This is a genomic window from Lacipirellula limnantheis, from assembly GCF_007746075.1.
Taxonomy (GTDB): domain Bacteria; phylum Planctomycetota; class Planctomycetia; order Pirellulales; family Lacipirellulaceae; genus Lacipirellula; species Lacipirellula limnantheis.
The window spans coordinates 4,522,304-4,543,396 of record NZ_CP036339.1 but is presented as its reverse complement, the minus strand read 5'-3'; the positions used below and the strand labels follow the sequence as shown (position 1 = coordinate 4,543,396).

Sequence of the window (21,093 nt, the reverse complement as noted above, 5' to 3'; positions counted from 1 at the left end):
GCGGGGAAAACCAGCATGTGACCCTATGAGTCGGCAACTTACGCGCCGCGATGCGGTGAAATCGCTGGTTGCAGCAGCAACCGCGACGGCGCTGGCTGATGCGCGAGTGGTGCAGGCCGCTGCCGACGACTCTCGATTGCAAGTCGACCTCGCGCCGAGGTTCGAACTCTCTCCTTATCTCTACATGCAGTTCATGGAACCCCTAGGGGTGACCGACAGTTCCGTCGAGGCCTCCTGGGATCACCTGCAGAACTGCTGGCGCCCCGATTTAATCGCAGCGACGCAAGAGCTGGCGCCGACGATGATGCGCTGGGGCGGAATTTTTACCGATTTTTATCGCTGGCGCGAGGGGGTCGGCCCGCGCGACAAGCGCACCGCAATGATCAACCTGATGTGGGGCGGCCTCGAATCGAACCAAATCGGCACCGCCGAGTTCGTCGATTTTTGCCGCCAAACGAAGTCCGAGCCCCTGATGTGCGTCAACTTTGAGGGCGACGGACGCCGGCAATACCGCGAAGCGAAGGGCCGTGTTCGCTGGGGAGACGCTCAAGAAGCCGCCGATTGGGTTGCCTACTGCAACGACCCAGACAACGCCGAACGTCGCGGCCATGGCGTCGCCGATCCGTTGGCGATCCGGTACTGGCAACTCGGCAACGAAACGTCGTACGACGATCGCGGCTTCAGCAAGTCTCAGGCGATTGCCAAGACCATTGAATTCTCCCGAGCGATGCGCGCCGTCGATCCGACGATCAACATCATCGGCTGGGGAGATTCGGGCTGGGCCGCCGACATGCACGATCAGGCGGGCGAGCACGTTGACATGCTCGCGTTTCACCAGATGTTCAATCCCGACAACGGCAAGGATCCGGTGCTCCAGGGAGAGTTCTATCGGCGCGATCCGGCGGCGACCTGGGATTGCCTCATGAACGCGTGGCGCCTGAACGACGCCAAAATTCGCGAGACCCGTGATAGCCTCGACGGCCGCGCCGTGCCGCTGGCGATGACGGAATGCCACTTCGCCATCCCGGGGCGCAACCGGTGCGACGTGCTGTCGACCTGGGCGGCCGGAGTCTCCTATGGGCGCATCCTGAACAATCACCAGCGTCACGGCGACGTCTTGAAGATCGCCACCGCGGCCGATTTCTGCGGCACGCGCTGGCAGGTGAACGCCGTGATGATACCCGTGCCGCACGGCCGGTCGTACCTCATGCCGGTGGCCCGGGTGATGAAGCTTTATCGTCGCCATGTCGGCGAGCAGTCGGTCGAAGTCACCCACGCGCCGGATGGACTCGACGTGGTTGCCAGCCGAACGGGCGGCAAGTTGTTTCTCCACGTCGTGAACGCCAATCGCGAACGGAGCGTGGCGACCAGGCTTGAGTTGCCGGGGGCGACCGCCGCGAAGGCGACCGCTTTCGAAATTGCCGACGATCCGATGGCGGAGGTTTCCGACCTGAACAGCGACGAGGTGATGCAAATCAAGGAACGTCGGCTCGCAGCCAACGGCGCCTGGGAGTTCCCGGCGGCTTCCGTCACGGCGGTGGAGGTGGAACTGGCGGCATAGGCGGCCGAGCGTCGTCTCCGGCGACGACTCGGCAAGGTCAACTTTTCAGCGGTGCTTGGCGGCACTTTTCACGGAAGCATCAACACATTCCACATTCTTCCGCAGCGCGGGGGAGTGTTCGCAATCGAGTCGGCAACGGCTTTGAACCTTCGAGCGTTACTTTCCATGAGTCGGCGTGCCATTATGTTGACGCGGTGCTTGGGCCTCGCCGCCCTCGTCTGCCTGCCCAGCGCCGCGCCCGCTGGACATCAAACGCCGACCACGTCGCCGATCGACCTGAGGGGATACGTCCCGTACAAAATCGGACTGCGCGAGGTCGATTTCGGGGCCGCGCCGCTGCCGCTGCTCCATTCCTACGCCGCCGGCACGTACGACGGCAAGTGGGTTCTCCTCTCCGGCCGCAGCAACGGCCTTCACGACCTGGCGCAATCGGGCCAGGGAAGCTTCCCCCCAGCCGCCCAGAACCGCGACGTCTGGGTCATCGATCCGGTCACAAAGCAGTCGTGGCATCGATCGCTCGGCGATCCGGGCACGGGCGTCAACGACCCCGCGTCTGGCCTCTCGCCGTTCCAGATTCTCTCGCTCTCGGCAACGAACAATCAGTTCGAGCAAGTCGGCGACCGGCTTTATGTGAGCGGCGGCTACGGGCTCAATGCGTCCAATCAATTCACGACGTTCGACATGCTCACCGCCATCGATCTGCCCGGGATGGTCGACTGGGTCGTTACCGGCTCGGGGCAGGCGGTCGACCATCTCCGGCAACTCAACACACCAGTCGCGTCGGTCACCGGCGGCGCCATGTACGAAATGGGAGGCCGCATGCACATCGTGTTCGGCCAAGATTTCGAAGGCGACTACAGCCCCCGCTCCGACGGCACATACACCCGGCAGGTCCGCAGCTTCGACGTCGTCGACGACGGCACGACGCTCGCCATCGCGAACGTCACGCAAACCACGCCGAACGCCTCGTACCGCCGCCGCGACCTCAACGTCATCCCCACCCTCCGGCCCGATGGCGCCGGCGGCGTGGCCGAAGGGCTCGTCGCTCTCTCGGGCGTCTTCACCTCGAGCTTCGGCGTCTGGACCGTCCCGGTGGAGATCGACGCGGACGGCACTCCCACGATGGCCAACATCAACGCCCCCGACGCGTTCAAGCAAGGCTTCAACGGCTATCACTCGGCCAAGCTAGGAATGTACTCCGCAGGAACTGGCGTGATGAACGAAGTCCTCTTCGGCGGAATCAGCCTGCAGTATTTCGACCAGTCGCTCGGTCAGGTCGTCACCGACGACAACATGCCGTTTGTGAACGACGTCACATCGGTCGTCATCGACGCCAACGGCGACTACAGCCAACACCATTTGGGCTTCTTCCCCGAAATCTTTGACGACCAGGGCAAGCAATGGCGTTTCGGCGCCAACGCCGAGTTCTTCGCCGCCGCCGGGATTCCCACCTTCGACAACGGCGTGATCAACCTCGACCAGCTGACCGGCAAAACCTCGCTCGGGTTCATTTTCGGCGGCATCGCCACCAACGGCCCCCACACGCAGGGGAACCCCGACGTGACGTCGACCGCCTCGTACCGCGTGTTCGAGGTGGTTTACACGCCCGTCCCCGAGGCAAACTCGCTGGTCCTCGCGCTCACCGGCATTGGCGCGCTCTGCCTGGCCACGAACCAGCGTCTGGCACAACGGCGACTATTCGGACAGGCACGGAAGGATTTTGGGGCCGCTGTCGACGCGCGGCCGGCCAGCCTGGGGGGCAGGCAGACCGGCGACGTCGACGGCGGCGCCCCTTCGCTCGGAACAGAATCCCAGCTGAATCCAGCACCGAGAGCAACAGAAAGAACACAGAGAAGCAGCACCTTCGCCGCGGAGTCATCATGCCTCGTCTGAAATTTCAACTCCTTGCCGCGGCAGCGGTCGCGGCGCTACTTGTCGCGGCCCCTAGGACCGCACGCGCGGCCTACACCGTCGAGCGCGTCGTCGGCAATCTCAATCAGCCCGTCGGCGTCACTCAGGCCCCCGGGGACAACGGTTCGCTCTACATCGTCGAACGCAGCGACGCCAGCAATCAACTCGGCCGCGTCCGCAAATACGACCTCGCGACCCAATCCTTTACCACGTTCCTCGACGTCGCCGGCTCGATCAACTCCGACGGCGGCCTCCTCGGCCTTACTTTCCACCCGAACTACCAAACCAACGGACTCTTCTACACAACGAGCAACAACAACGGCACGAACGCCCTCGACGAATACAAGGTTGTCGGCGGCACGCCCACGCTCCAGCGTCGCCTGCTGCAATACCAGAATCTCAACAACGTTTTCCATACGATCAACCAGGTCCACTTTCGCCCCAACGGCAACAACAACGAGCTCTTCGTCACCACGGGCGACGGCGGCACCCAGGCCGATGATCCCGGCTTCAACCCCGCGCTCATCGAAAGCCCCGCCTCGGTCTACGGCAAGATGCTCCGCTTCGATCTCACGGCTAGCTTCCCCAGTCCCGCCGTCGACGCCACCCACGCCGGCGTCAGCGTCGCCGCGATGGGGCTCCGCAATCCGTTTCGTTCAGGCTTCGACCGTCAAACTGGCGACTTCTACATCGGCGACGTCGGTTTCAACACGGCCGAAGAGGTCGACTTCATTCCCAGCAGCTTCTTCGCCAATCCCGCCAATCCCCCGCTCAACTTCGGCTGGACTTCCCGCGAAGGCACCATCGCCACGAGCGAACCCGGCATCGGCGGCCCCGGTTCGCCTGGCGACCTCAACCCCATCTTCGACTACGCCCACGGCGGCAATCCCCTCCCCCACCCCACGCTGCTCACCGGTCAGTCGATCACCGGCGGTTACGTCTATCGCGGTCCAGTGGCTGAACTTCAAGGCCGTTACTTCTTCTCCGACTTCACCAACGGCAACGTCTATTCCGGCGTGTTCAACGCGGCCACGCCCACGGCCAACTACAACGGCACGAATCTCACTGACCTGCAAAATCACACCGCCGCCTTCGAGTCCGCCGTCGGCGGCGGCGCCGACATCCAGTACCTCACGTCTTTTGGCGAGGACAACGCCGGCAACCTCTACATGGTCAAGTTCGGCAACGGGTTCTTTCCTCCGTTGGGCCAAGGCGAGATCTTCCGCATCATCCCCGCCGCCGCGATCAACGTTGCCGTCAATCGCGACACCGGCGCCATTACCCTTACCAACAACACCAACACGGCCGTTAACATCACCGGCCTCACCATCAGTTCACCCTTCGGCAGCATCAACCCCGCGTCGCTCACGCCCATTACCGGCCATTACGATTCCGCCGGCAACGGTTCCGTCGACAACAACAACACATGGCACGTCACCTCCGTCGCCGGCAATAACGTTACCTTTTCCGAGGTCACGAACGGCGACGCCGGCACGCTCGGCGTCGGTCAGCAGATCGTCCTCTCTCCCGGCGGCGGCTGGCTCAAGTCGCCCACCCAGGATCTCGGCCTGAGCCTCCAAGTGAATGGCAGCCCGCTGAGCGCCTCGATCAGTTACACCGGCAACGGCGGCCACCCGTTCACCCGCAGCGATCTCAATTTCGACGGCGCCCTCACCGCCGCCGACTGGTCCGTCTTTATCTCCGGCGCCTACGCAAACCTCTCCGGCCTCAGCAAGGCCCAGGCCTACCAACTCGGCGACCTCAACGCCGACAATGCGAACAACTTCACCGATTTCCGCCTGTTCAAGTCCGATTACGACGCGGTCAACGGCGTCGGCGCCTTCGCCGCCATGGCGGGGGCCGTGCCCGAGCCGAGCGCTGCGCTTCTGGCCGCCGTCGCTCTCCTCGGATCGTTCGTGCACCGTTCCCCACGCTTTCCCACATCGCGGCCCGTCATCACCGGCGTCGCCCCGTTTCCCAGGCAACTCAATTAGGACGCAACATCCATGAAAGGAACCTTCATGAGCCATCGCGGCCCGCACCAACGCATCGCTACTACGCGCAACTTCTCTCGAACACTCTTTGCAGGAGGACGTTTGATGAACTCCGTGGGACTCTCTCCAACCTCAGCGGCTTGTCGGCTCTTGCTCGCCGCCGGCGCGCTAGTCAGCGCGGCGTCGCCCGCCAGCGCAGTACTGACGAACAAGTACACCTTCAATCAAGGCAACGCCAACGACTCGGTTGGCGGCCAGAATGGCGTCGTCGTCGACAATACCGGCATTTCCAAGTACACCGGCGGGGCCCTCGATCTCTCGGCCAACAACGACGCCAATTCAAATCAAGACTTTACCCTGCCGACGACGGTCGGCGCCTATGTTGACCTTCCGAACGGCGTCTTCACCAGCGCCGTCTCTGGCGGTACGTTCGGAGCCGCTTCGCTCGAAATCTGGGCCACTCCCCAAGAGAACCGCAACTGGGCCCGCCTCGTCGACTTTGGCACTAGCAACGACGGCGAAGATACCTCGAATGGCGGCGGCAATTCCGCCTACGTGCTGATGCTCCCGCAAGCTGGCAACTCGGGAACCGCGGCCGCTTCGACTCACAGCTCCACGGGAGCGGAAATCTTCGCCGCCGGCCCGGCGCCGCTATCGGTCAACGTCAAGCACCACATGGTGCTGACGCTTGACCAGAACGACGTCTCGGCGAGCGCCGACGGCACGATCAAGCTCTATATTGACAACGCAGCGCCCATTGCCACGGCCATCGCCCCCGGCGTTTTGCTTGATCTGATCAATGACAACAACAACTGGCTTGGCCGGGCTCAGTGGGGCGACCCCCTCTTCGACGGCCTGATCGACGAGTTTCGCATTTACAATCACGCGATGACGCAAAGCGAAGTCACTGCCTCGTTCAATGCCGGCCCCGAACCGGCCCCGCTGCCGGTCCTGACCGTCAACCGCGATACCGGGGTCATCTCGCTCGCCAACCAATCGGGCGGCGGCATCAACGTGAAGGGCTACTCGATCACGTCGGCCGGCGGCGCCCTCAATCCCGCCGCGTGGACCTCGATCGACGCCACCAACCTCTTCGATCCCAACGGCACGTGGACCACTTCGGCGGCGTCCAATACTAATCTCGCCGAGTCGGTCACGGGCGGCGTTCTCGATGGCGGAACGATCGCCGCCAACGGCGCCGCCTCCATTGGCGCCGCCTGGCGCAAGACGCCGGTGCAGGACCTCGCCTTCAGCTTCACGCTCGGCGACGGCTCGACGGGGACGGGACAAATCCAGTACACCGGCTCGGCTGCCCAACGCAGCGACCTGAATGGCGACGGCGCCGTCAACGCCGCCGACTGGGCCATCTTCGTCCCCAATAGCTTCACCACGTTCGCCGCCGATCTCGCCGTCGCCGCCTACCAGAAGGGCGATCTCGACGGCGACAAGGACAACGATTACGCCGACTTCAAGCTGTTCAAAGCCGACTACATCGCCGTCAACGGCGAGGCCGCGTTCGCAGCTCTCGGCGCGTCGATTCCCGAACCGGCGACCATCGCCCTCGGCGGCATGGCCGCAGTGGCCGTCATGGCCGCCCGCCGCCGACTCACTTAAACACCTACTCACTTATTCACCCAAACGCCTACTCACGACTTACACTCGCACTCAACCAAGAATCAAATACACCGGAGTCTCAACATGCAACGGCGATTGATCCCTGGAGCCATGCTCCTCCTCATTGGCGCCATGTGCGCCGTCGGCCCCCAACAGGCCGCGGCCGCCATCACCCATCGCTATAGTTTCACCGCGAACGCTAACGATTCGATTGGCACGGCCCACGGCACGGTCGTCGACGCCGGCGTCGCGACCGCCGTCTTCACCGGCGGCCAGCTCGACCTCTCAGCCAACACGGGACAAGGCTCGAACAATGTTACGGAAGACGCCTTCGTTGATTTTCCTAACAGCATCGTCTCGCAGTCAGCCGCCAGCGGCACGCCGGGGCAACTGACGATCGAGCTGTGGGCCACCTCCTCGACCAACCGCAACTGGGCGGCCCTCTTCTCGGCCGGCACGAGCAACGACGGTGAGGATACGGCCAACGGCGGCAACGCGGCCGACTACATTCAGATCATTCCCCAGAACGGTCAGAATGGTTTGATCCGCACGACGACCCATGCCGCCAATGTCGGCCCCGAAGGCTTCGTCGATTACACGACCCCCATGTCGACCACCGAGCAGACCCATCTGGTCACCGTGTACGACCAATCGGGCGGCCTGCCCGGCACCATCTCGCTTTACGTCAACGGCGCCCTCATCGGTTCCAATCCCATGGCGGCCGGATTCAATCTCAGCACGTTGAACGATAACAACATCTGGATCGGGCGCTCGCAATGGCCCGACTCGATTTTCGACGGCAAGGTCAACGAGCTCCGCATCTACGACAGCAGCCTGTCGGCGGCCGACGCGTTGTCGCATGCGGTCTTCGGCCCCGACGTACTCAATCCGGGCGGCAACGTCTCGATTGAAGTCAACAAGAACACCGGCGCGGTCACGCTGAAAAACACGGCCTCGGCGCCGCTGGCGATCGACTTCCTGAAGATCAGCAGCGCCGGCGGCGCCCTCAGCACCGCCAATTGGAATAGCCTCGACGATCAAAACTTCGGCGCCATCGACGGCCCCGACGCCGGCTCGGTGGCCGGCGATACGCCCGGCGAAGGCTGGGATCAGGCTGGCGGTTCCAACGCCAATCAGCTCGTCGAGCAGTTCCTCAGCGGCGCCGGATCGACCATTGCCGCCAACTCGTCGATCAGCCTCGGCAACGCGTTCAATACCGCAATCTTCGGTAACGGCGTCGACGGCGATCTGGTCTTCCAGTTTGGGCTCAATGGCGGCGCGCTGATTACCAGCACCGTCTCCTATGTCACCGGCGGCGGCGGACTCCCCGGCGACTTCGACAACAGCGGCAAGGTCGACGGCGCCGACTTCCTCCTGTGGCAGCGTAACTTCGGTCAGCCCGGGTACGACGCCGCGGCGCTCGCCGCGTTCAAGGCCAACTTCGGCGCCGGTGCTGCTGTCGCCGCCGCCGGGGCCGTTCCCGAACCCGCCGCCATTGGATTGATCGTGATGGCCGGAGTCGCCCTCGCGACCTCGCGTCGGCAGCGATAACTGGCATCGCAGTTGCGACAGATCCCAGCGGCCGAGCGCCGCTGGGATCTGTCAACGCGACTCATCAGTGCTGGCGGACGCGCATCGTCAACGCTGAAAATGCCCGAACCAAATAGCAACCAACCGCCCCCAACGCCCATGAAGCCGCGTCGCTCGCGACGCGTTCAAGACGCCAACGCAGCGGCTTCCCGTGACCGCCTCCCCCGCCGCCGGCGCCTGGCATACGATGAGTGAGTTAGAACTTTTCGGAAAGGATTGGCCCAACATGCTACGTCGCTGCCCCCCACGACGTCACGTCGGATTTACGCTCGTCGAGCTCCTCGTCGTCATCGCCATCATCGGCGTGCTGGTGGCCCTACTGCTGCCGGCGGTCCAAGCGGCGCGCGAAGCTGCTCGGCGCACCCAGTGCTTGAACAATTTGAAGAACCTATCGCTGGGAGCGTTGAATCATGAGTCTTCCAAGAAGGAGCTGCCCTACGGCCGAAAGTTCGACATTTGGGACGCTTACACTTGGACTCAAGCGATACTTCCGAACATCGAACAGCAATCGATTGCTCAACTTTATTGGACGCTGGGGGAAGGGAAGTATCGCAATAACAGCAATGAAGATCAGAACTTCGGGCCGCAAGGGAACGATGAACGTCGGCGGCAGGCGCGCCATACTCCCATTCCGCTGTTCTATTGCCCAAGCGACAACACTCCTCAACCAAACGAAATGTACGACTTAACATGGGGATTCCTGCGCGGAACCTACCGGGGTTGCGTGGGAGCGGGCGATATGTATGGAAACCGAATTAGTACCGCCGTCGATGGAAGCATCCCTGTAGGTGCCTGGAAAGGGGCGATGGGAGTGCCGAAAATTTTACCGACGGCCGGTCGTGCCGTGGCCGTCAAGCTCAAAGAAGTGAGCGACGGAACGTCGCAGACGATGATGTTCTCCGAAGGGCTTGTTCCTACGATTCCCGATTGGGGCGGAGCTCTCGGCGAGACGATCTACGGCAACATGGGCGGCTCGTTGTACTCGGCGTACCTGACTCCAAACAGCACAGACAGTGATTTAGTGTGGGGGTGGTGCCCCGCTCTTCGCGGCGACACGGAATACAAGGCGCCGTGTACGCAAAAGGATTCAGGAGGCGGTCGCGGATCCGATGGCGCCCATGCTGCCGCGCGCAGCGTCCATCCGGGAGGCGTCAACGTCTCGATGGTCGACGGGTCGATTCGCTTTGTGAGCGACGGCGTCGACGTCATCGCTTGGCGAGCCGCCGCCACCGCCGGAAATGCGGAAACCGATGCCCTTCCGTAACCTGTGCGCTGCTAGGTGTGGCCAGTGCTCGGATGAAGAATCTCGTCGCAAAACTAGATCGAAAGGTAAGAAATGGGCCGTTCTAGAGGCGCTTGCTGGCTACTTCTCACGATTGTAGCATCCCTATCGGGATGCGGCGGATCAGGGGAGCCAAAATTGGAAGGCGCCGTCACCTATAATGGCGAGCCCGTGGCGAGCGGATCGCTCTCGTTCATGCCGGTTGCCGGAGGAACCCCTTTTGGGGCCAAGGTCGTTGACGGTCGTTACGTTGCTGACAAGCCGTCCACGGGCAAGTTCAAGGTCATGGTGAGTGGTAACCGAATCACGACGGTCCCAAAGACGCGTGAAGAGGCTGATGCGCTTGCCAGGCAGAACCAAGGAAGATCGTTGCCAGCAAACTACATTCCAGAAGACGCCGCCGGCAACGCTCAAGAAGTGAACGTCAGCGGCGGCGGCGAAACCCTGGACTTCGCCATCACCGGGCCTCCGCGCGAGTAGTTGGCGCCAACGCGGCGCGCTTTTTCTGAACTTTGCTACAGAAATTGGCCACCCTCCCTGCTAGGGTGATGTGGACGTAAGTTCACGTCGCGTTGCTGCCGCATCCCGCCCTGCTAATGGGCCGGCAGCGGCTTTTCAGGAGGGCCAAACTCATGATCGCCAGCCGCGCAGCGTCGCGGAGTTTTGTCCAATTGCCGCGGACAAAACGATTCGCTTCAAGTCCCGCCGCCGTCGGCCATCTTTGGCGGCGAACGCGCGATTCGCGCGCCGCCAGCCCCCGGCGGCCCGTCAGTTTTGTCACTGGAAACGCGCTTTCGCTTCCGGACAATTCAGCGGACGACAAATCGTCGCAGGGCGCCCTCGCCCCATCGTGGAGGCACGCGACATGAACAAGGCGTTCGTCCGTGAACCTGAACCAGACGGCCGGGCCTTTTGCCCCCTCTGCGGATCGCTCGGCTCGCCCGTGGAGCACGCCATTCTCGACCGCCACATCCAGCCCGAGGCGCGCGGCCTCGTCGGCGACTCGGCCTGGTTCTGCAGCTTTCCCCGCTGCGACGCGGCCTACTTCAACCTCTTCAACGCGGTGGTCCGCGTCGAGCAACTCTCGGCGGCGGTTTACCCGAAGGATCTCGACGCCCCGATCTGCGCCTGCTTCGGGCTGAACTACGACGACGTCGCCGCCGACGCCGCCGCGGACGCGCCCACCCGCATCCGCGCAAACCTCGCCCGGGCCAAGTCCTCCGCCCGCTGCGAAGAACTCGCCGCCGACGGCCGCAGTTGCCTCAGCGCGATCCAGGAACTCTATCAGCGATTGCGGAAGGAGGTCGAAACCGAATGACCCAGGCCTCAGCCCGTCGAGAAGCGCGGCCGCGGGGCGGGCGAGTTCGACGTAAGTCTCCAACCGGCATACGTTTTCGCAATCAAACAGCGGGAGGCGGTTTAATTGACACCTAAGGTACTCGACGTTAGCCTAAATAGACGGAGGTCTCCGCGCCGCAAGGGGGACCAACGAAACGGATTGAATCTTCTCTTAAGTTTTTCTGACTGGTCCGCCTTGCAAGCGGACGTTGGCGGTTTCCGGTATGCCTGCCCTCTCGTAGGCAGGCGATGCGCACCTTCTCAGGTCATCTTCGCGGGAGTACAGCTAATGAGTTGCTTCATGAGTTCGTGGGTACGATCGTCGCTGGCGCTCGTCGTCGCGGCGTCGGTCGGCGTTAGTGCGGCCAACGCACAAATCTTCGACGACTTCTCTGATCTGGACGATACGGCCAACCCGACCTGGACGCACCTGAACGGGCTCGTCGGTTCGACGGGACAAACTTGGGACGCCTCAACCGGCCAGTATCATCTCAACGGGCCGACCAACGGCTTTGCCCTGCCGAACACCGGCAAACTCGGATTCGTGGGCAGCTACACCGGTCCGAGCTTCTCCGACGTGGTCGTGACGGCGGATTTCGTGCAACCCGCGACCGGCGTCGCCTTTGGCGTGATGGCTCGCACGGATGGCAATAACGCGTTTAACCAATTGAAGGGGTATGGCTACGTCTACGAGCCGCTGGCGGCTGGCGGCTTGGGCGAAGTGGTGCTCTACAAGATGGTCGGCGCCACGCTTAGCGATATCGGATCGCAGCAGGTAACGCTCGACCTGGCGAACAAAGACTACACCTTCTCGCTCGCTGTCACCGGCACTCAACTGCACGGGCAGGTCTTCGAGGTCGGCGGCGGGATGGTCGCGGAAAAGTTTGCCGTCGACGCCGCTTACGCCAGTGGTTTCTCGGGCGTGTTCGGCTACAGCGGCGCGTTGGCCGGGGTGCCAGTCGATTTCACGATCGATAATTTCGGCGCCCGCGTCCCGGAACCGGGCTCTGTGCTGCTGGCCTCGCTTGGACTCGTGGCAACACTGGCCCAGCGGCGTCGGCGCAACGTTGCCTGACTTGGAAAATTGGGTTGAACAGGAATCAGGGCGGAGCGCCGACGCGTCGGTGCTCCGCTCTCTGCTGACCGCACAACTACTGCTGACGGAGGATGGGCGATGAACGCATATTGTGGTCTTCATGCAATTCGGTCGGCGGGTACTCGTCGTTTCGGACGCATCCGGTGGGGCGGGGCGCCGCAGTACTTGGCGATTGCGGCAGTTCTGGCCGTCACGGTTTGCGGCGCGTTGCCCCACGCCGGCGCCGTGGTCGTCACCGATGACTTTTCCGACAACAACGATACGGCCAATCCGACCTGGATCCACCTGAACAACGCGGCCGGGTCAACAAACCAGACCTGGGACGCGTCGGGCGGGAAATACCGTCTGCACGATCCAACGACCTCGACGTTCGGGAGCACGCTGCCCGGATTGGAAGGCTACGGCTTCGTTGGGTCCTACGTCGAACCGACCTTCACCGATGTGCGCGTGACGGTCGACATCGTCGATTTCGTCCCTCCTGACGTGCAATCGTCTTTCTTTGCGGTCGCCGCCCGTTTGAATGGCAGCAATGCGTTACCGACTGAAGAAACCGGCTTCCCACTGCACGGCTACAGTTATCAGTACGAAGGTCCCGCCGCGAACGGTAACGGCGAAATGGTGCTCACTATTCTGAGCGGAGCCGCACTTACGGACGTCGGCTCGTTCCCGCTGACGCTCGAGGGCGGCAAGGACTACCGCGTCATTTTTGAAGTGATCGGCAACGTGCTGCATGGTCAAGTGCTGGAACTCGGCGCGGGCGGCAGCGTCGTTGCGACAGTGGCCGACCAGACGAGAGACCTCGACGCGAATCCGCCGGGCGTCAAGAATTGGGACGGCGATCCGAACACGGAAGACGCTGAGTTTGTCCCCTACGCCAGCGGCTACTCAGGCGTCTACGGCATCGGCCACGTCTTCTACACCGACGCGGACTTCACCATTGATAATTTCCGTACGGAATCGATAGGCGCTGCTACGCCGGGCGATTTCGATGCGGACGGCGACGTCGATGGCGCCGATCTCGTCCTGTGGAAAGGCGATTTCGGTCTCAACGCCGATTCGGACGCCGACAACGATGGCGACACGGATGGAGCCGACTTCTTGGTCTGGCAACGCAACTGGACCGGGGCGCTGTCGGCTTCGGCGGCCGCGGCCGTGCCCGAGCCGAGTTCACTGGCACTGGGCGCCTCGGCGACGCTTCTGGCAATCGGGGCGTGCCAGCGCGGTCGGCGGCGTTAAGCAATGAGCGTCAGCGGCGCGAAGTGCGGGCAGCAGGCGGAACTGCAGGAGAGGAAAATGGAGAGCAGAGTACGGGGTCGCTGCGCAGAGATCACCTGCGCACATCATCGTCGCGGATTCACGTTGGTGGAACTGCTCGTCGTGATTGCGATCATCGGCGTGCTCGTTGCCCTGTTGCTGCCGGCCGTGCAGGCCGCGCGCGAAGCGGGGCGTCGCGCACAATGCTTAAATAATCTCAAGCAGTTCGGACTTGCGCTGCAGAATTACCACTCGGCGAAAAATACGTTCCCGCCCAGCGCGGTGATGAAGCAGCACCAGACACAGGTCTACGCGAGCGGCAATGCGCTGTTACTGCCCTACTTCGAGCAAGCGGCGTTGTCCTCGTTGTACGATCAGAATGTCTACTGGGAGAAACAGAAGCCGGGAGTCGCCGCGACAGTAATCGCCATGTTCAGGTGCCCCTCCTCGAGCGCTTCGAATCCCTTAGTGGATGACGCGCTTGGCAAGGAAGTTCCGACAGTGGGATCGACGTTTGGAATTACCGAGTATGCATTCTGCATGGGCTATACCGATGCATTTTGCGCGCGCCAGGGAATTAAGCCCGGGACGATTCCGCCCTCCCAGCAGGGAATGTTTAACATGGCGTGGGGCGCGGCGATTCGACAAATCACGGATGGCACGAGCAATACCCTGGCCATGGGCGATGCCAGCTCCGACCCTCGTTGGAAGGTCTGTCACCTAGCGAAGTGCGACGAGAGTTCATTAAAGCCCGCACCATCGGGGGATCTGCCCACGGCGGAAACCGGTTGGATTATTGGCGAGCCGAGCAGTTCGCCTTACTTGAGCAAACTCGGTCCCAGGGGGAGTATTCATGGCTGCACCGTGGAGCGAATGAATAAGTATCCGCTGACCGACACCTTCCTGAGTCTTCCGCAGTACATTGCGGACTACGCCAAATTTGGAACGTTGCCGAATCACTACTGTGCGCCCAGTTACGAAGGCGGCACGCACTCGGCGAGCAACTTCCGCAGCGATCATCCCGGCGGCTGCAACTTCTTGATGGCTGATAGCTCAGTTGCCTTTATCGAGGAGGGCGTTGAGATGAACGTCTATCGCGCCAAATCAACGATCAGCGGGGATGAGACGTTCTAGCCCAAGGTGCAAACACTCCGTTACATTAGCAGGCGGTAACAACACGGCCGGCAAATTCTCGCCTAATTCACTTCCCAGGATAATCGTCATGCGTCTGCTCACTTGGTTTGCACTGTGGTCGTTGCTCGTGCTCATCGGTTCCAGCGGTGCAACTGCCAGGGAGTCGATCGCCGAGACCCAGGCGAAGGCCGAAGCGAGTGCGGCGATACCCACCGCCCTTAAAGATTACGTCAACGCTGACGATGATAGCTATGGGTACAAGGATCTAGGCGCCGAGCGAATTGATGGTTGCACGATCCACAAGTTGGAGCTGACGTCGCAGACCTGGCACGACATTCCTTGGAAGCATGCCCTGTACATTTATGTGCCCGCGAACATTCAGCACAAGGAAACCGTGCTCCTCTTTATCACCGGCGGCAAGATTGGCGGCACGCCGGGCGGCGACGACATGAAGATGGGGGCCAAAATCGCCCAGGCGGCCGCGATGCCCGTGGCGTTCGTGCATCAGGTGCCGAATCAGCCGCTGCTGGGCGATAAGGTGGAAGACGATCTGATTTCTGAGACGTTCCTGCGTTACGTCGATAGCCGCGACGCCACCTGGCCGCTGTTGTTCCCCATGGTGAAGAGCGCTACCGCGGCCATGACGGCCGTCCAAGACTTCGGGCAGCAGCAGTACGGCGTCGACGTCGAGCAGTTTGTCGTCACCGGCGGGTCGAAACGAGGCTGGACCACCTGGCTCACCGCGGCGGCCGATGATCGCGTCGCTGGCATCGCGCCGATCGTGATCGACACGCTCAATCTACCGGAGCAGATGAAGTATCAGCTGGAGACCTGGGGCAAGTACAGCGAGCAGATCGCCGACTACACCAGCAAGGGGCTCGTCGACGTCATGCAAAATCGGCCCGAGATCCCGCTATGGAAGTGGGTCGACCCCTACACGTACCGAAGCGAGTTGAAGCTGCCCAAGCTGCTCATCAATGGGACGAACGATCGGTACTGGACGGTCGATGCGACGAACATCTATTGGGACGAGCTGCAGGGCGAAAAGCATGTGCGGTATGTGCCGAACGCCGGGCATGGGCTCGACGACGGGAAGGAAGGCGCTCTCATCACGCTCGCGGCGTTCGCGCAACATGTGGCGGAAGACAAATCGCTGCCCGAACTGAAGTGGACCCATGAAGGCGACGACGAAGAGTACCGGCTAAAGATTAGCTCGACGCCGACGCCCGAGTCGGTGCGGCTGTGGGTGGCTCGGTCGGATACCAAAGACTTCCGCAACGCCAAGTGGGAAGCGACCGAACTGCGAGTTAGCGATGAGGCGGGCGGCGACGGCGAGGAGTTCGTCGGCGTCGTCGAGAAGCCCGAAGAGGGGCACGTCGCCCTGTTCGGCGAGGCGACGTATCGTCAGGGACCGTTGCCTTACAATCTCTCGACCACGCTGCGGAGAGAGTAGAGACAGTTCTCAGTGCAGCGTCTGCAACCCCCGGCTCCGCCGGGGGGGTCGCGTTACTTGGGAAGACGTCTACCGATGTGGAAAACGACTCCTTTACGGAGCCAGGGACCGGAATGCCACGGCGACTACTTGCCTTCCTTCCTTAGGTTAGGCTCGTAGGGAACCTCGGCCAGGTTTATCCCTTCGAAGGGCCGCTGCTTCGGCAGGACCTCGACGCTGGTCGAGACCTTGAAGGGGAACGCGCCTCCGGAGTCGAACTCTAGTTCGACGAATGACGCGGTCCAACCCTTCTCGGGCGTCGCGACTTTGGCGACGTACGAACCATCCGCCTCTGCCTTCAGGGGCGTGCTTTGATACGCTTTGCCGATAGTTTCCAAACGGAAGTCGCGGGCGTTGGGATTGGCGGCCTGCCACAGGGTGACCGACTTGGGCGGAGTGTCAGAGGTGACGCGGATCGTGCCATCCTCAGCGAACGTCCAGTCGATTTCCGGCCGCGGCTTGCCGGCGATAATCATCTGGTAGAACGCCACCATGCTCGTCACGGCGTCGATGCTGCTGTCGACGCCGTGATCGGTGTTCGGCACATAACGCAGATGCTTCTCGCCCTGAAGGTCGTCGAAGTAAAACTGCGAAGAGTCGGGGCAGAAGAACTGGTCCCCGCTGCCGTTGACGATGTATTTCGGCATCGTCAACTGGTCGAGGTAAAAATAAGGATCTTCAATCGCGTAGAGCTCGCGCATCCGCGGGTGGGTGGGCCGCTGCAAGATCTTGTGCTGGTAGTAGTTGCCCACGGCAGTCGCCCAGAAGCCATACACCGCGGCATGATGCTGCATGGTCTTCTCGCAATTGACCACGTCGATGACAATCGGAATGATCGCCTCGACCCGAGGATCGGAAGCGCCGATCATCCAAGTGGTCCAGCCGCGCTTCGAAGCGCCGGCAACGACGAACTTTTTGATTTCGGCGCCTTGCTGCGCCGACCACTCTTGCAGGCAATCCATCGCGCTGGCCACGCTCTTGACCATCGGGAGCCGGGGGAGCCACGTCGCATCGCCCGTTTCGAGGAATTTCGCCCAGCCGTAGCCAATGAGGTCGTCTTCTTTCCGCGGCTTGCCGTCGCCGTCGAAAGTTAATGGCTGATTCGGCACCATGCGAAGCTCGGCCACGATGCTGCCGGTGGTTTCGGCGATCGTCTTGACGATCATGTTGGAATCGTCTGGCGCGGGCCGATCATTGGCGCCGCCGGCGACGATGAGAAAAGCCTTGTCTGTTTTCAGTTCCGTCGGCTTAACGACGACGAGATAATGTTCCCAAACGGCGCGATCGACCTCAGGCGTTCCCCGCCATGCTTGGGAGGTAAGTTTGATGACCGTCGTCTCCGCATTGGGACTGTTAACGGTTTTGACGACCTCCCACTTGTAGTTGGGATCGGGTTTCTGCACGTAGGCGACCAGAGGCGAAGCGTCAGCGGCCGGGACGGCTTCCTTCGCTTCCGCGAGCTGGGCAACGCACAAAGCGAGGGAAGCAAGCCAAAAGGAAAGCGAACGCATCGACGAGTCTCCAGTGATGGATGTTGAGTTTGAAAGGTTGGATGGGCAAGCAGGCGGTCGCCGCGGCTGGGGGGTTAGCTGCGCTCGCCATAGTCGATGTTAACGCCGCCGCCAGCATACAGGGCGGCGATCCCTGGTTGGTGCCGCTGCTGGATCATCGAGCGGCGCAAACTTAGCTTCGGCGTGAGCAGCCCCTCGGCGACGGTGAACGGTTCGTGCAGCAGCCGGAATCGTTTGACGCGCTCGTACGGGGGCAACGATTCGAGTAGAGAGCGAATTCGTTCGCGGTACAACTCGACGACTGCGGGCGACTCGATCAGATCTGCCGGCGAGGCCGCGGCAATGCCTTGGGCCGCGGCCCACTTGGCCAGCAGATCGAAATCGGGAACGACCACGGCCGCCAGATACGGCTGATTGTCGCCGACCACCATTGCCTGGAAGATCAGCGGTTCGCGACTGAGTACGCCTTCGATATGCGTCGGCACGGCCTTCTTGCCCGTGGAAAGCGCAATGAGTTCCTTTTTCCGTCCAGTGATGGAAATGTATCCGTCGGCGTCGATCGCGCCCATGTCGCCGGTATAGAGCCAACCATCGCGAATCGTTTGTTGAGACAGCTCGGGATCCTTCCAGTACTCCTTCATCACGTGCGGGCCCCGCGTCAGCAATTCGCCGTCTTCGGCAATGCGGACTTCGATGCCGGGGATTGCCTTGCCGACCGTGCCGCGGCGGAATTCGTCCGGCGACGACATCGCGATGACGGGCGAAGACTCCGTCAGGCCATAGCCAGGGAGCATGAGCAGTCCGCGGGCGTGGTAGAAGTCGAACGTCGACGCGGGCAGCGCCGCGCCGCCGCAGATGCAGGCCCGCAAGTTGCCGCCGAACAATTGCGGCAGCGTCACCGCAGCGCCTGCCGCCTCGGCCTCGGCAACCTTTTGGCTGACACGCTGATAAAAATAGGGAACGCCGTTAATCAGCGTCGGCTGGGTCCGTCCGCAGTCGGCGATGACGGTATCGCGGCTGCGGGCAAGCACAATTTGCGATCCGCCGACTAGCCAGGCGTAGAGATCGCAAGTTCGCGCATAGATGTGGCTGAAGGGCAGAAAGTTCATCCTCCGCTCGCTGGAGGGTTCCGACAGACCATCGATGACGGCGTAGGCGTTCGAGCTGATGTTCGCGTGAGTCAGGGCGACGGCCTTCGGTTCGCCGCTGGTACCGGAAGAGTAGAGAATGGTGGCGATCGAGTCGGGATCGAACGCCGCCAACCGCTGCTCGATCACCTGCCGAGCGGCATCGTCGTCAACGTCCGCGAGGCGTTCGAGCAGAGCCGGCGCAGCGCTGCCGGCTTCGATCAGCAGGATGGCGTCGGAATTCAGCAGGCTCGGCGCCTGCCGTTGAAGATCGTCAGCGAGCCCTTCCTTGACGATGATGGCCAAGCGGGGTTCCGAGTGGGCGATCTGGGCCGCGGCAGCTGGCGCCGGCAGCGAATCGTGGAGCGGAACGTTGATCGCCCCAACGAGCTGCATGGCCAGGTCGGCGACGATCCATTCGTAGCGATTATCGCTCCAAAGGACGATGCGATCGCCCGGCACGACGCCATGGCGGGCGAGCAGGCCCGCCATTCGCGTCACGTCGCTGGCGATCTCCCGCCAGGTGATCTGGCGCACCGCGGTGTCGCCGGGGAGAAACACCGCGGCGACGTCGGGAGTCGCCCCCGCGTGGTCGAATAGCACCCCAGCCAACGGTCGTTCAACTGCCGTAGCGGCAGACAGAGCGGTCGCCATGCAAGACTCCTACTTCTCGCAGCCTAGGAAGATCGATCTCTGACGAGACTTGAGATGAGGCGCGGGCGGTCAGGCCGCGTCGCCGCGGTTCTAGTGTAACACGAACCGGCGCCGCGGGAGCGCCTGGGGGAGTTTTACGCTGGGTGCGACTTGTCGCAGGTCGCAGGTCGGGATTACGCTAAAGCAGCCGGCGCATGCTGCCCAAGTCGTTTCCGCGAACGAAACGAGCGGTACGGCGCCGGTACATCGAGTGCGCGGGCGGCAGCGCCGGTACGAGCTGGCGCCTTGTCTTTTTCCTTGTCTTACCGCTGTTGATCGAGGACCTTAGATGAACCTGACCTTGTGCTTGTCGTTGGCGTTACTCGCTGGCGAGGCAAGTCCCCGGCACTCGGCCGAACTGATCTTTCCGCTGAATAACCAGCACAACCACGCGTCCGGAGTCGTCGAGGCGCCGAACGGCGACCTGATCGTTTCATGGTATCGGGGCGAGGGGGAGCGAAGCTCGGACGACGTCGCCGTTTACGGCGCGCGTCGTCGCAGCGGGTCGGAGACGTGGAGCGAGCCGTTCCTCATGGCCGACACGCCCGGCTTTCCCGACTGCAATACATGCATGATGATCGACGCCGACGGCCGGCTCCATTTGTTCTGGCCGCTGGTCATCGCCAACTCGTGGGAATCGTGCATCACGAAGCAGCGGACGAGCACCGATTACGATTCCGACGGCTCGCCGAAGTGGGAGGGGGAGTCGTTGGTGCTGTTGAAGCCCGCCGACTTCGCGCCGGCGGCCAATGCCGAGCTCGACAAGCTCGTGGAAAAGTACAAGCTCCTGCTGACGGACGACCTGCGGGCGGAAATCGCCGAAGGCCGCAAGAAAGTCGCCGAAAAACTCTATCAGCGGCTCGGTTGGCAGCCGCGTTGCAAGCCGACGGTGCTCCCCAGCGGCCGGATCCTTTTGCCGCTCTACAGCGACACCTACTCGCTGTCGATCATGGCGATCAGCGACGATGACGGCAAAACCTGGTACGCCAGCGAGCCGCTGTTGGGCTTCGGAGCCATTCAGCCGGCCGTCGTGCGGCGCGACAACGGCGAGCTGGTCGCCTATATGCGGGACAACGGCATCGAGAATCGGATCCAGACCTCGGTCTCGAAGGACGACGGCCTCACCTGGGGACCGGTCACGGGGATGGAGCTCGCCAATCCTGGTTCGGGCCTCGACGCCGTGCGGCTGGCCAACGGCCACTGGGCGCTGATCTACAACGACGGCGTGACGGGGCGAAATCGGCTGGCCGTCTCGATCTCCGACGACGAAGGCCAGACGTGGAAGTGGAAGCGGTATCTTGAAGAGGAGCCAGAGGGTTCATTTCACTATCCGGCCATCATTCAAGGCAAGGATGGAACGCTCCATGCCGTCTACAGCTACTCTGTCGACGGCGGCGAGAGCATGAAGCATGCCGCGTTCAACGAGGCGTGGGTGCAGGCAGGCGCCGCGGCGAAGTAAACGCAGCGAACCCTCTGGAACGAAATCAGCGGAGTTA

General features: G+C 62.4%; 15 protein-coding genes. 13 read left to right on the top strand and 2 right to left on the bottom strand.

Features of this window, described 5'->3' with window-relative positions; translation table 11 throughout:
• Nucleotides 1–25: 25 nt before the first annotated feature.
• The 12 genes from I41_RS17555 (at nucleotide 26) to I41_RS17505 (ending at nucleotide 16,227) form a co-directional block, all read left to right on the top strand.
• Nucleotides 26–1,561 carry an alpha-L-arabinofuranosidase C-terminal domain-containing protein gene (locus tag I41_RS17555; protein WP_145434205.1) on the top strand — a complete coding sequence of 512 codons (1,536 nt, stop codon included), beginning with the start codon at nucleotides 26–28 and terminating at the stop codon, nucleotides 1,559–1,561.
• 165 nt (nucleotides 1,562–1,726) lie between these two features.
• On the top strand, nucleotides 1,727–3,454 hold the full coding sequence (locus I41_RS27340; RefSeq protein ID WP_168206979.1) for a hypothetical protein: 1,728 nt from the start codon (nucleotides 1,727–1,729) through the stop codon (nucleotides 3,452–3,454).
• Nucleotides 3,442–5,466: a PQQ-dependent sugar dehydrogenase gene (locus I41_RS17550; RefSeq protein WP_168206978.1), complete on the top strand. Its 2,025-nt coding sequence runs from the start codon at nucleotides 3,442–3,444 to the stop codon at nucleotides 5,464–5,466. Before I41_RS27340 ends, I41_RS17550 begins: the two co-directional genes overlap by 13 nt.
• A gap of 105 nt (nucleotides 5,467–5,571) precedes the next feature.
• Nucleotides 5,572–7,080 carry a LamG domain-containing protein gene (locus tag I41_RS17545; protein WP_168206977.1) on the top strand — a complete coding sequence of 503 codons (1,509 nt, stop codon included), beginning with the start codon at nucleotides 5,572–5,574 and terminating at the stop codon, nucleotides 7,078–7,080.
• A gap of 84 nt (nucleotides 7,081–7,164) precedes the next feature.
• Nucleotides 7,165–8,631 carry a LamG domain-containing protein gene (locus I41_RS17540; RefSeq protein ID WP_145436394.1) on the top strand — a complete coding sequence of 489 codons (1,467 nt, stop codon included), beginning with the start codon at nucleotides 7,165–7,167 and terminating at the stop codon, nucleotides 8,629–8,631.
• Between the two features lie 265 nt (nucleotides 8,632–8,896).
• Nucleotides 8,897–9,934, top strand: coding sequence for a DUF1559 domain-containing protein (locus I41_RS17535; RefSeq protein WP_168206976.1), 1,038 nt, complete (start codon nucleotides 8,897–8,899; stop codon nucleotides 9,932–9,934).
• Nucleotides 9,935–10,090: 156 nt separating this feature from the next.
• Nucleotides 10,091–10,432, top strand: coding sequence for a hypothetical protein (locus tag I41_RS17530; RefSeq protein ID WP_145434202.1), 342 nt, complete (start codon nucleotides 10,091–10,093; stop codon nucleotides 10,430–10,432).
• Between the two features lie 385 nt (nucleotides 10,433–10,817).
• Nucleotides 10,818–11,270, top strand: a complete 453-nt coding sequence (locus I41_RS17525) for a hypothetical protein (protein ID WP_145434201.1) — start codon at nucleotides 10,818–10,820, stop codon at nucleotides 11,268–11,270.
• A gap of 321 nt (nucleotides 11,271–11,591) precedes the next feature.
• The gene (locus I41_RS17520; protein ID WP_145434200.1) at nucleotides 11,592–12,365 is read left to right on the top strand and encodes a PEP-CTERM sorting domain-containing protein; all 774 of its coding nucleotides are present in this window, start codon (nucleotides 11,592–11,594) and stop codon (nucleotides 12,363–12,365) included.
• Between the two features lie 99 nt (nucleotides 12,366–12,464).
• Nucleotides 12,465–13,622 carry a hypothetical protein gene (locus tag I41_RS17515; protein WP_145434199.1) on the top strand — a complete coding sequence of 386 codons (1,158 nt, stop codon included), beginning with the start codon at nucleotides 12,465–12,467 and terminating at the stop codon, nucleotides 13,620–13,622.
• A 57-nt stretch (nucleotides 13,623–13,679) separates the two neighbouring features.
• A complete protein-coding gene (locus I41_RS17510) occupies nucleotides 13,680–14,774 on the top strand; it encodes a DUF1559 domain-containing protein (RefSeq protein ID WP_168206975.1) in 1,095 nt (364 codons plus the stop codon).
• Between the two features lie 88 nt (nucleotides 14,775–14,862).
• Entirely contained in the window at nucleotides 14,863–16,227 is a 1,365-nt protein-coding gene (locus I41_RS17505; protein ID WP_168206974.1) for a PhoPQ-activated pathogenicity-related family protein, read from the top strand.
• Between the two features lie 125 nt (nucleotides 16,228–16,352).
• Here I41_RS17505 and I41_RS17500 read toward each other — a convergent pair whose 3' ends face one another.
• Together I41_RS17500 and I41_RS17495 are read right to left on the bottom strand one after the other, a co-directional pair.
• The gene (locus tag I41_RS17500) at nucleotides 16,353–17,777 is read right to left on the bottom strand and encodes a PhoPQ-activated pathogenicity-related family protein (protein WP_145434196.1); all 1,425 of its coding nucleotides are present in this window, start codon (nucleotides 17,775–17,777) and stop codon (nucleotides 16,353–16,355) included.
• Nucleotides 17,778–17,851: 74 nt separating this feature from the next.
• Nucleotides 17,852–19,558 (bottom strand): AMP-dependent synthetase/ligase, encoded by a 1,707-nt coding sequence (locus I41_RS17495; RefSeq protein WP_145434195.1) that lies wholly within the window; start codon nucleotides 19,556–19,558, stop codon nucleotides 17,852–17,854.
• 328 nt (nucleotides 19,559–19,886) lie between these two features.
• On the opposite strand from I41_RS17495, the gene I41_RS17490 reads away from it, so the two are divergent.
• Nucleotides 19,887–21,056 (top strand): sialidase family protein, encoded by a 1,170-nt coding sequence (locus I41_RS17490; RefSeq protein WP_145434194.1) that lies wholly within the window; start codon nucleotides 19,887–19,889, stop codon nucleotides 21,054–21,056.
• Nucleotides 21,057–21,093 lie beyond the last annotated feature (37 nt).

Coding starts and splice junctions, on each gene's coding strand:
- I41_RS17555 (WP_145434205.1), top strand. CDS start 26: ATGAGTCGGCAACTTACGCGCCGCGATGCGGTGAAATCGCTGGTTGCA.
- I41_RS27340 (WP_168206979.1), top strand. CDS start 1,727: ATGAGTCGGCGTGCCATTATGTTGACGCGGTGCTTGGGCCTCGCCGCC.
- I41_RS17550 (WP_168206978.1), top strand. CDS start 3,442: ATGCCTCGTCTGAAATTTCAACTCCTTGCCGCGGCAGCGGTCGCGGCG.
- I41_RS17545 (WP_168206977.1), top strand. CDS start 5,572: ATGAACTCCGTGGGACTCTCTCCAACCTCAGCGGCTTGTCGGCTCTTG.
- I41_RS17540 (WP_145436394.1), top strand. CDS start 7,165: ATGCAACGGCGATTGATCCCTGGAGCCATGCTCCTCCTCATTGGCGCC.
- I41_RS17535 (WP_168206976.1), top strand. CDS start 8,897: ATGCTACGTCGCTGCCCCCCACGACGTCACGTCGGATTTACGCTCGTC.
- I41_RS17525 (WP_145434201.1), top strand. CDS start 10,818: ATGAACAAGGCGTTCGTCCGTGAACCTGAACCAGACGGCCGGGCCTTT.
- I41_RS17520 (WP_145434200.1), top strand. CDS start 11,592: ATGAGTTCGTGGGTACGATCGTCGCTGGCGCTCGTCGTCGCGGCGTCG.
- I41_RS17515 (WP_145434199.1), top strand. CDS start 12,465: ATGAACGCATATTGTGGTCTTCATGCAATTCGGTCGGCGGGTACTCGT.
- I41_RS17510 (WP_168206975.1), top strand. CDS start 13,680: ATGGAGAGCAGAGTACGGGGTCGCTGCGCAGAGATCACCTGCGCACAT.
- I41_RS17505 (WP_168206974.1), top strand. CDS start 14,863: ATGCGTCTGCTCACTTGGTTTGCACTGTGGTCGTTGCTCGTGCTCATC.
- I41_RS17500 (WP_145434196.1), bottom strand. CDS start 17,777: ATGCGTTCGCTTTCCTTTTGGCTTGCTTCCCTCGCTTTGTGCGTTGCC.
- I41_RS17495 (WP_145434195.1), bottom strand. CDS start 19,558: ATGGCGACCGCTCTGTCTGCCGCTACGGCAGTTGAACGACCGTTGGCT.
- I41_RS17490 (WP_145434194.1), top strand. CDS start 19,887: ATGAACCTGACCTTGTGCTTGTCGTTGGCGTTACTCGCTGGCGAGGCA.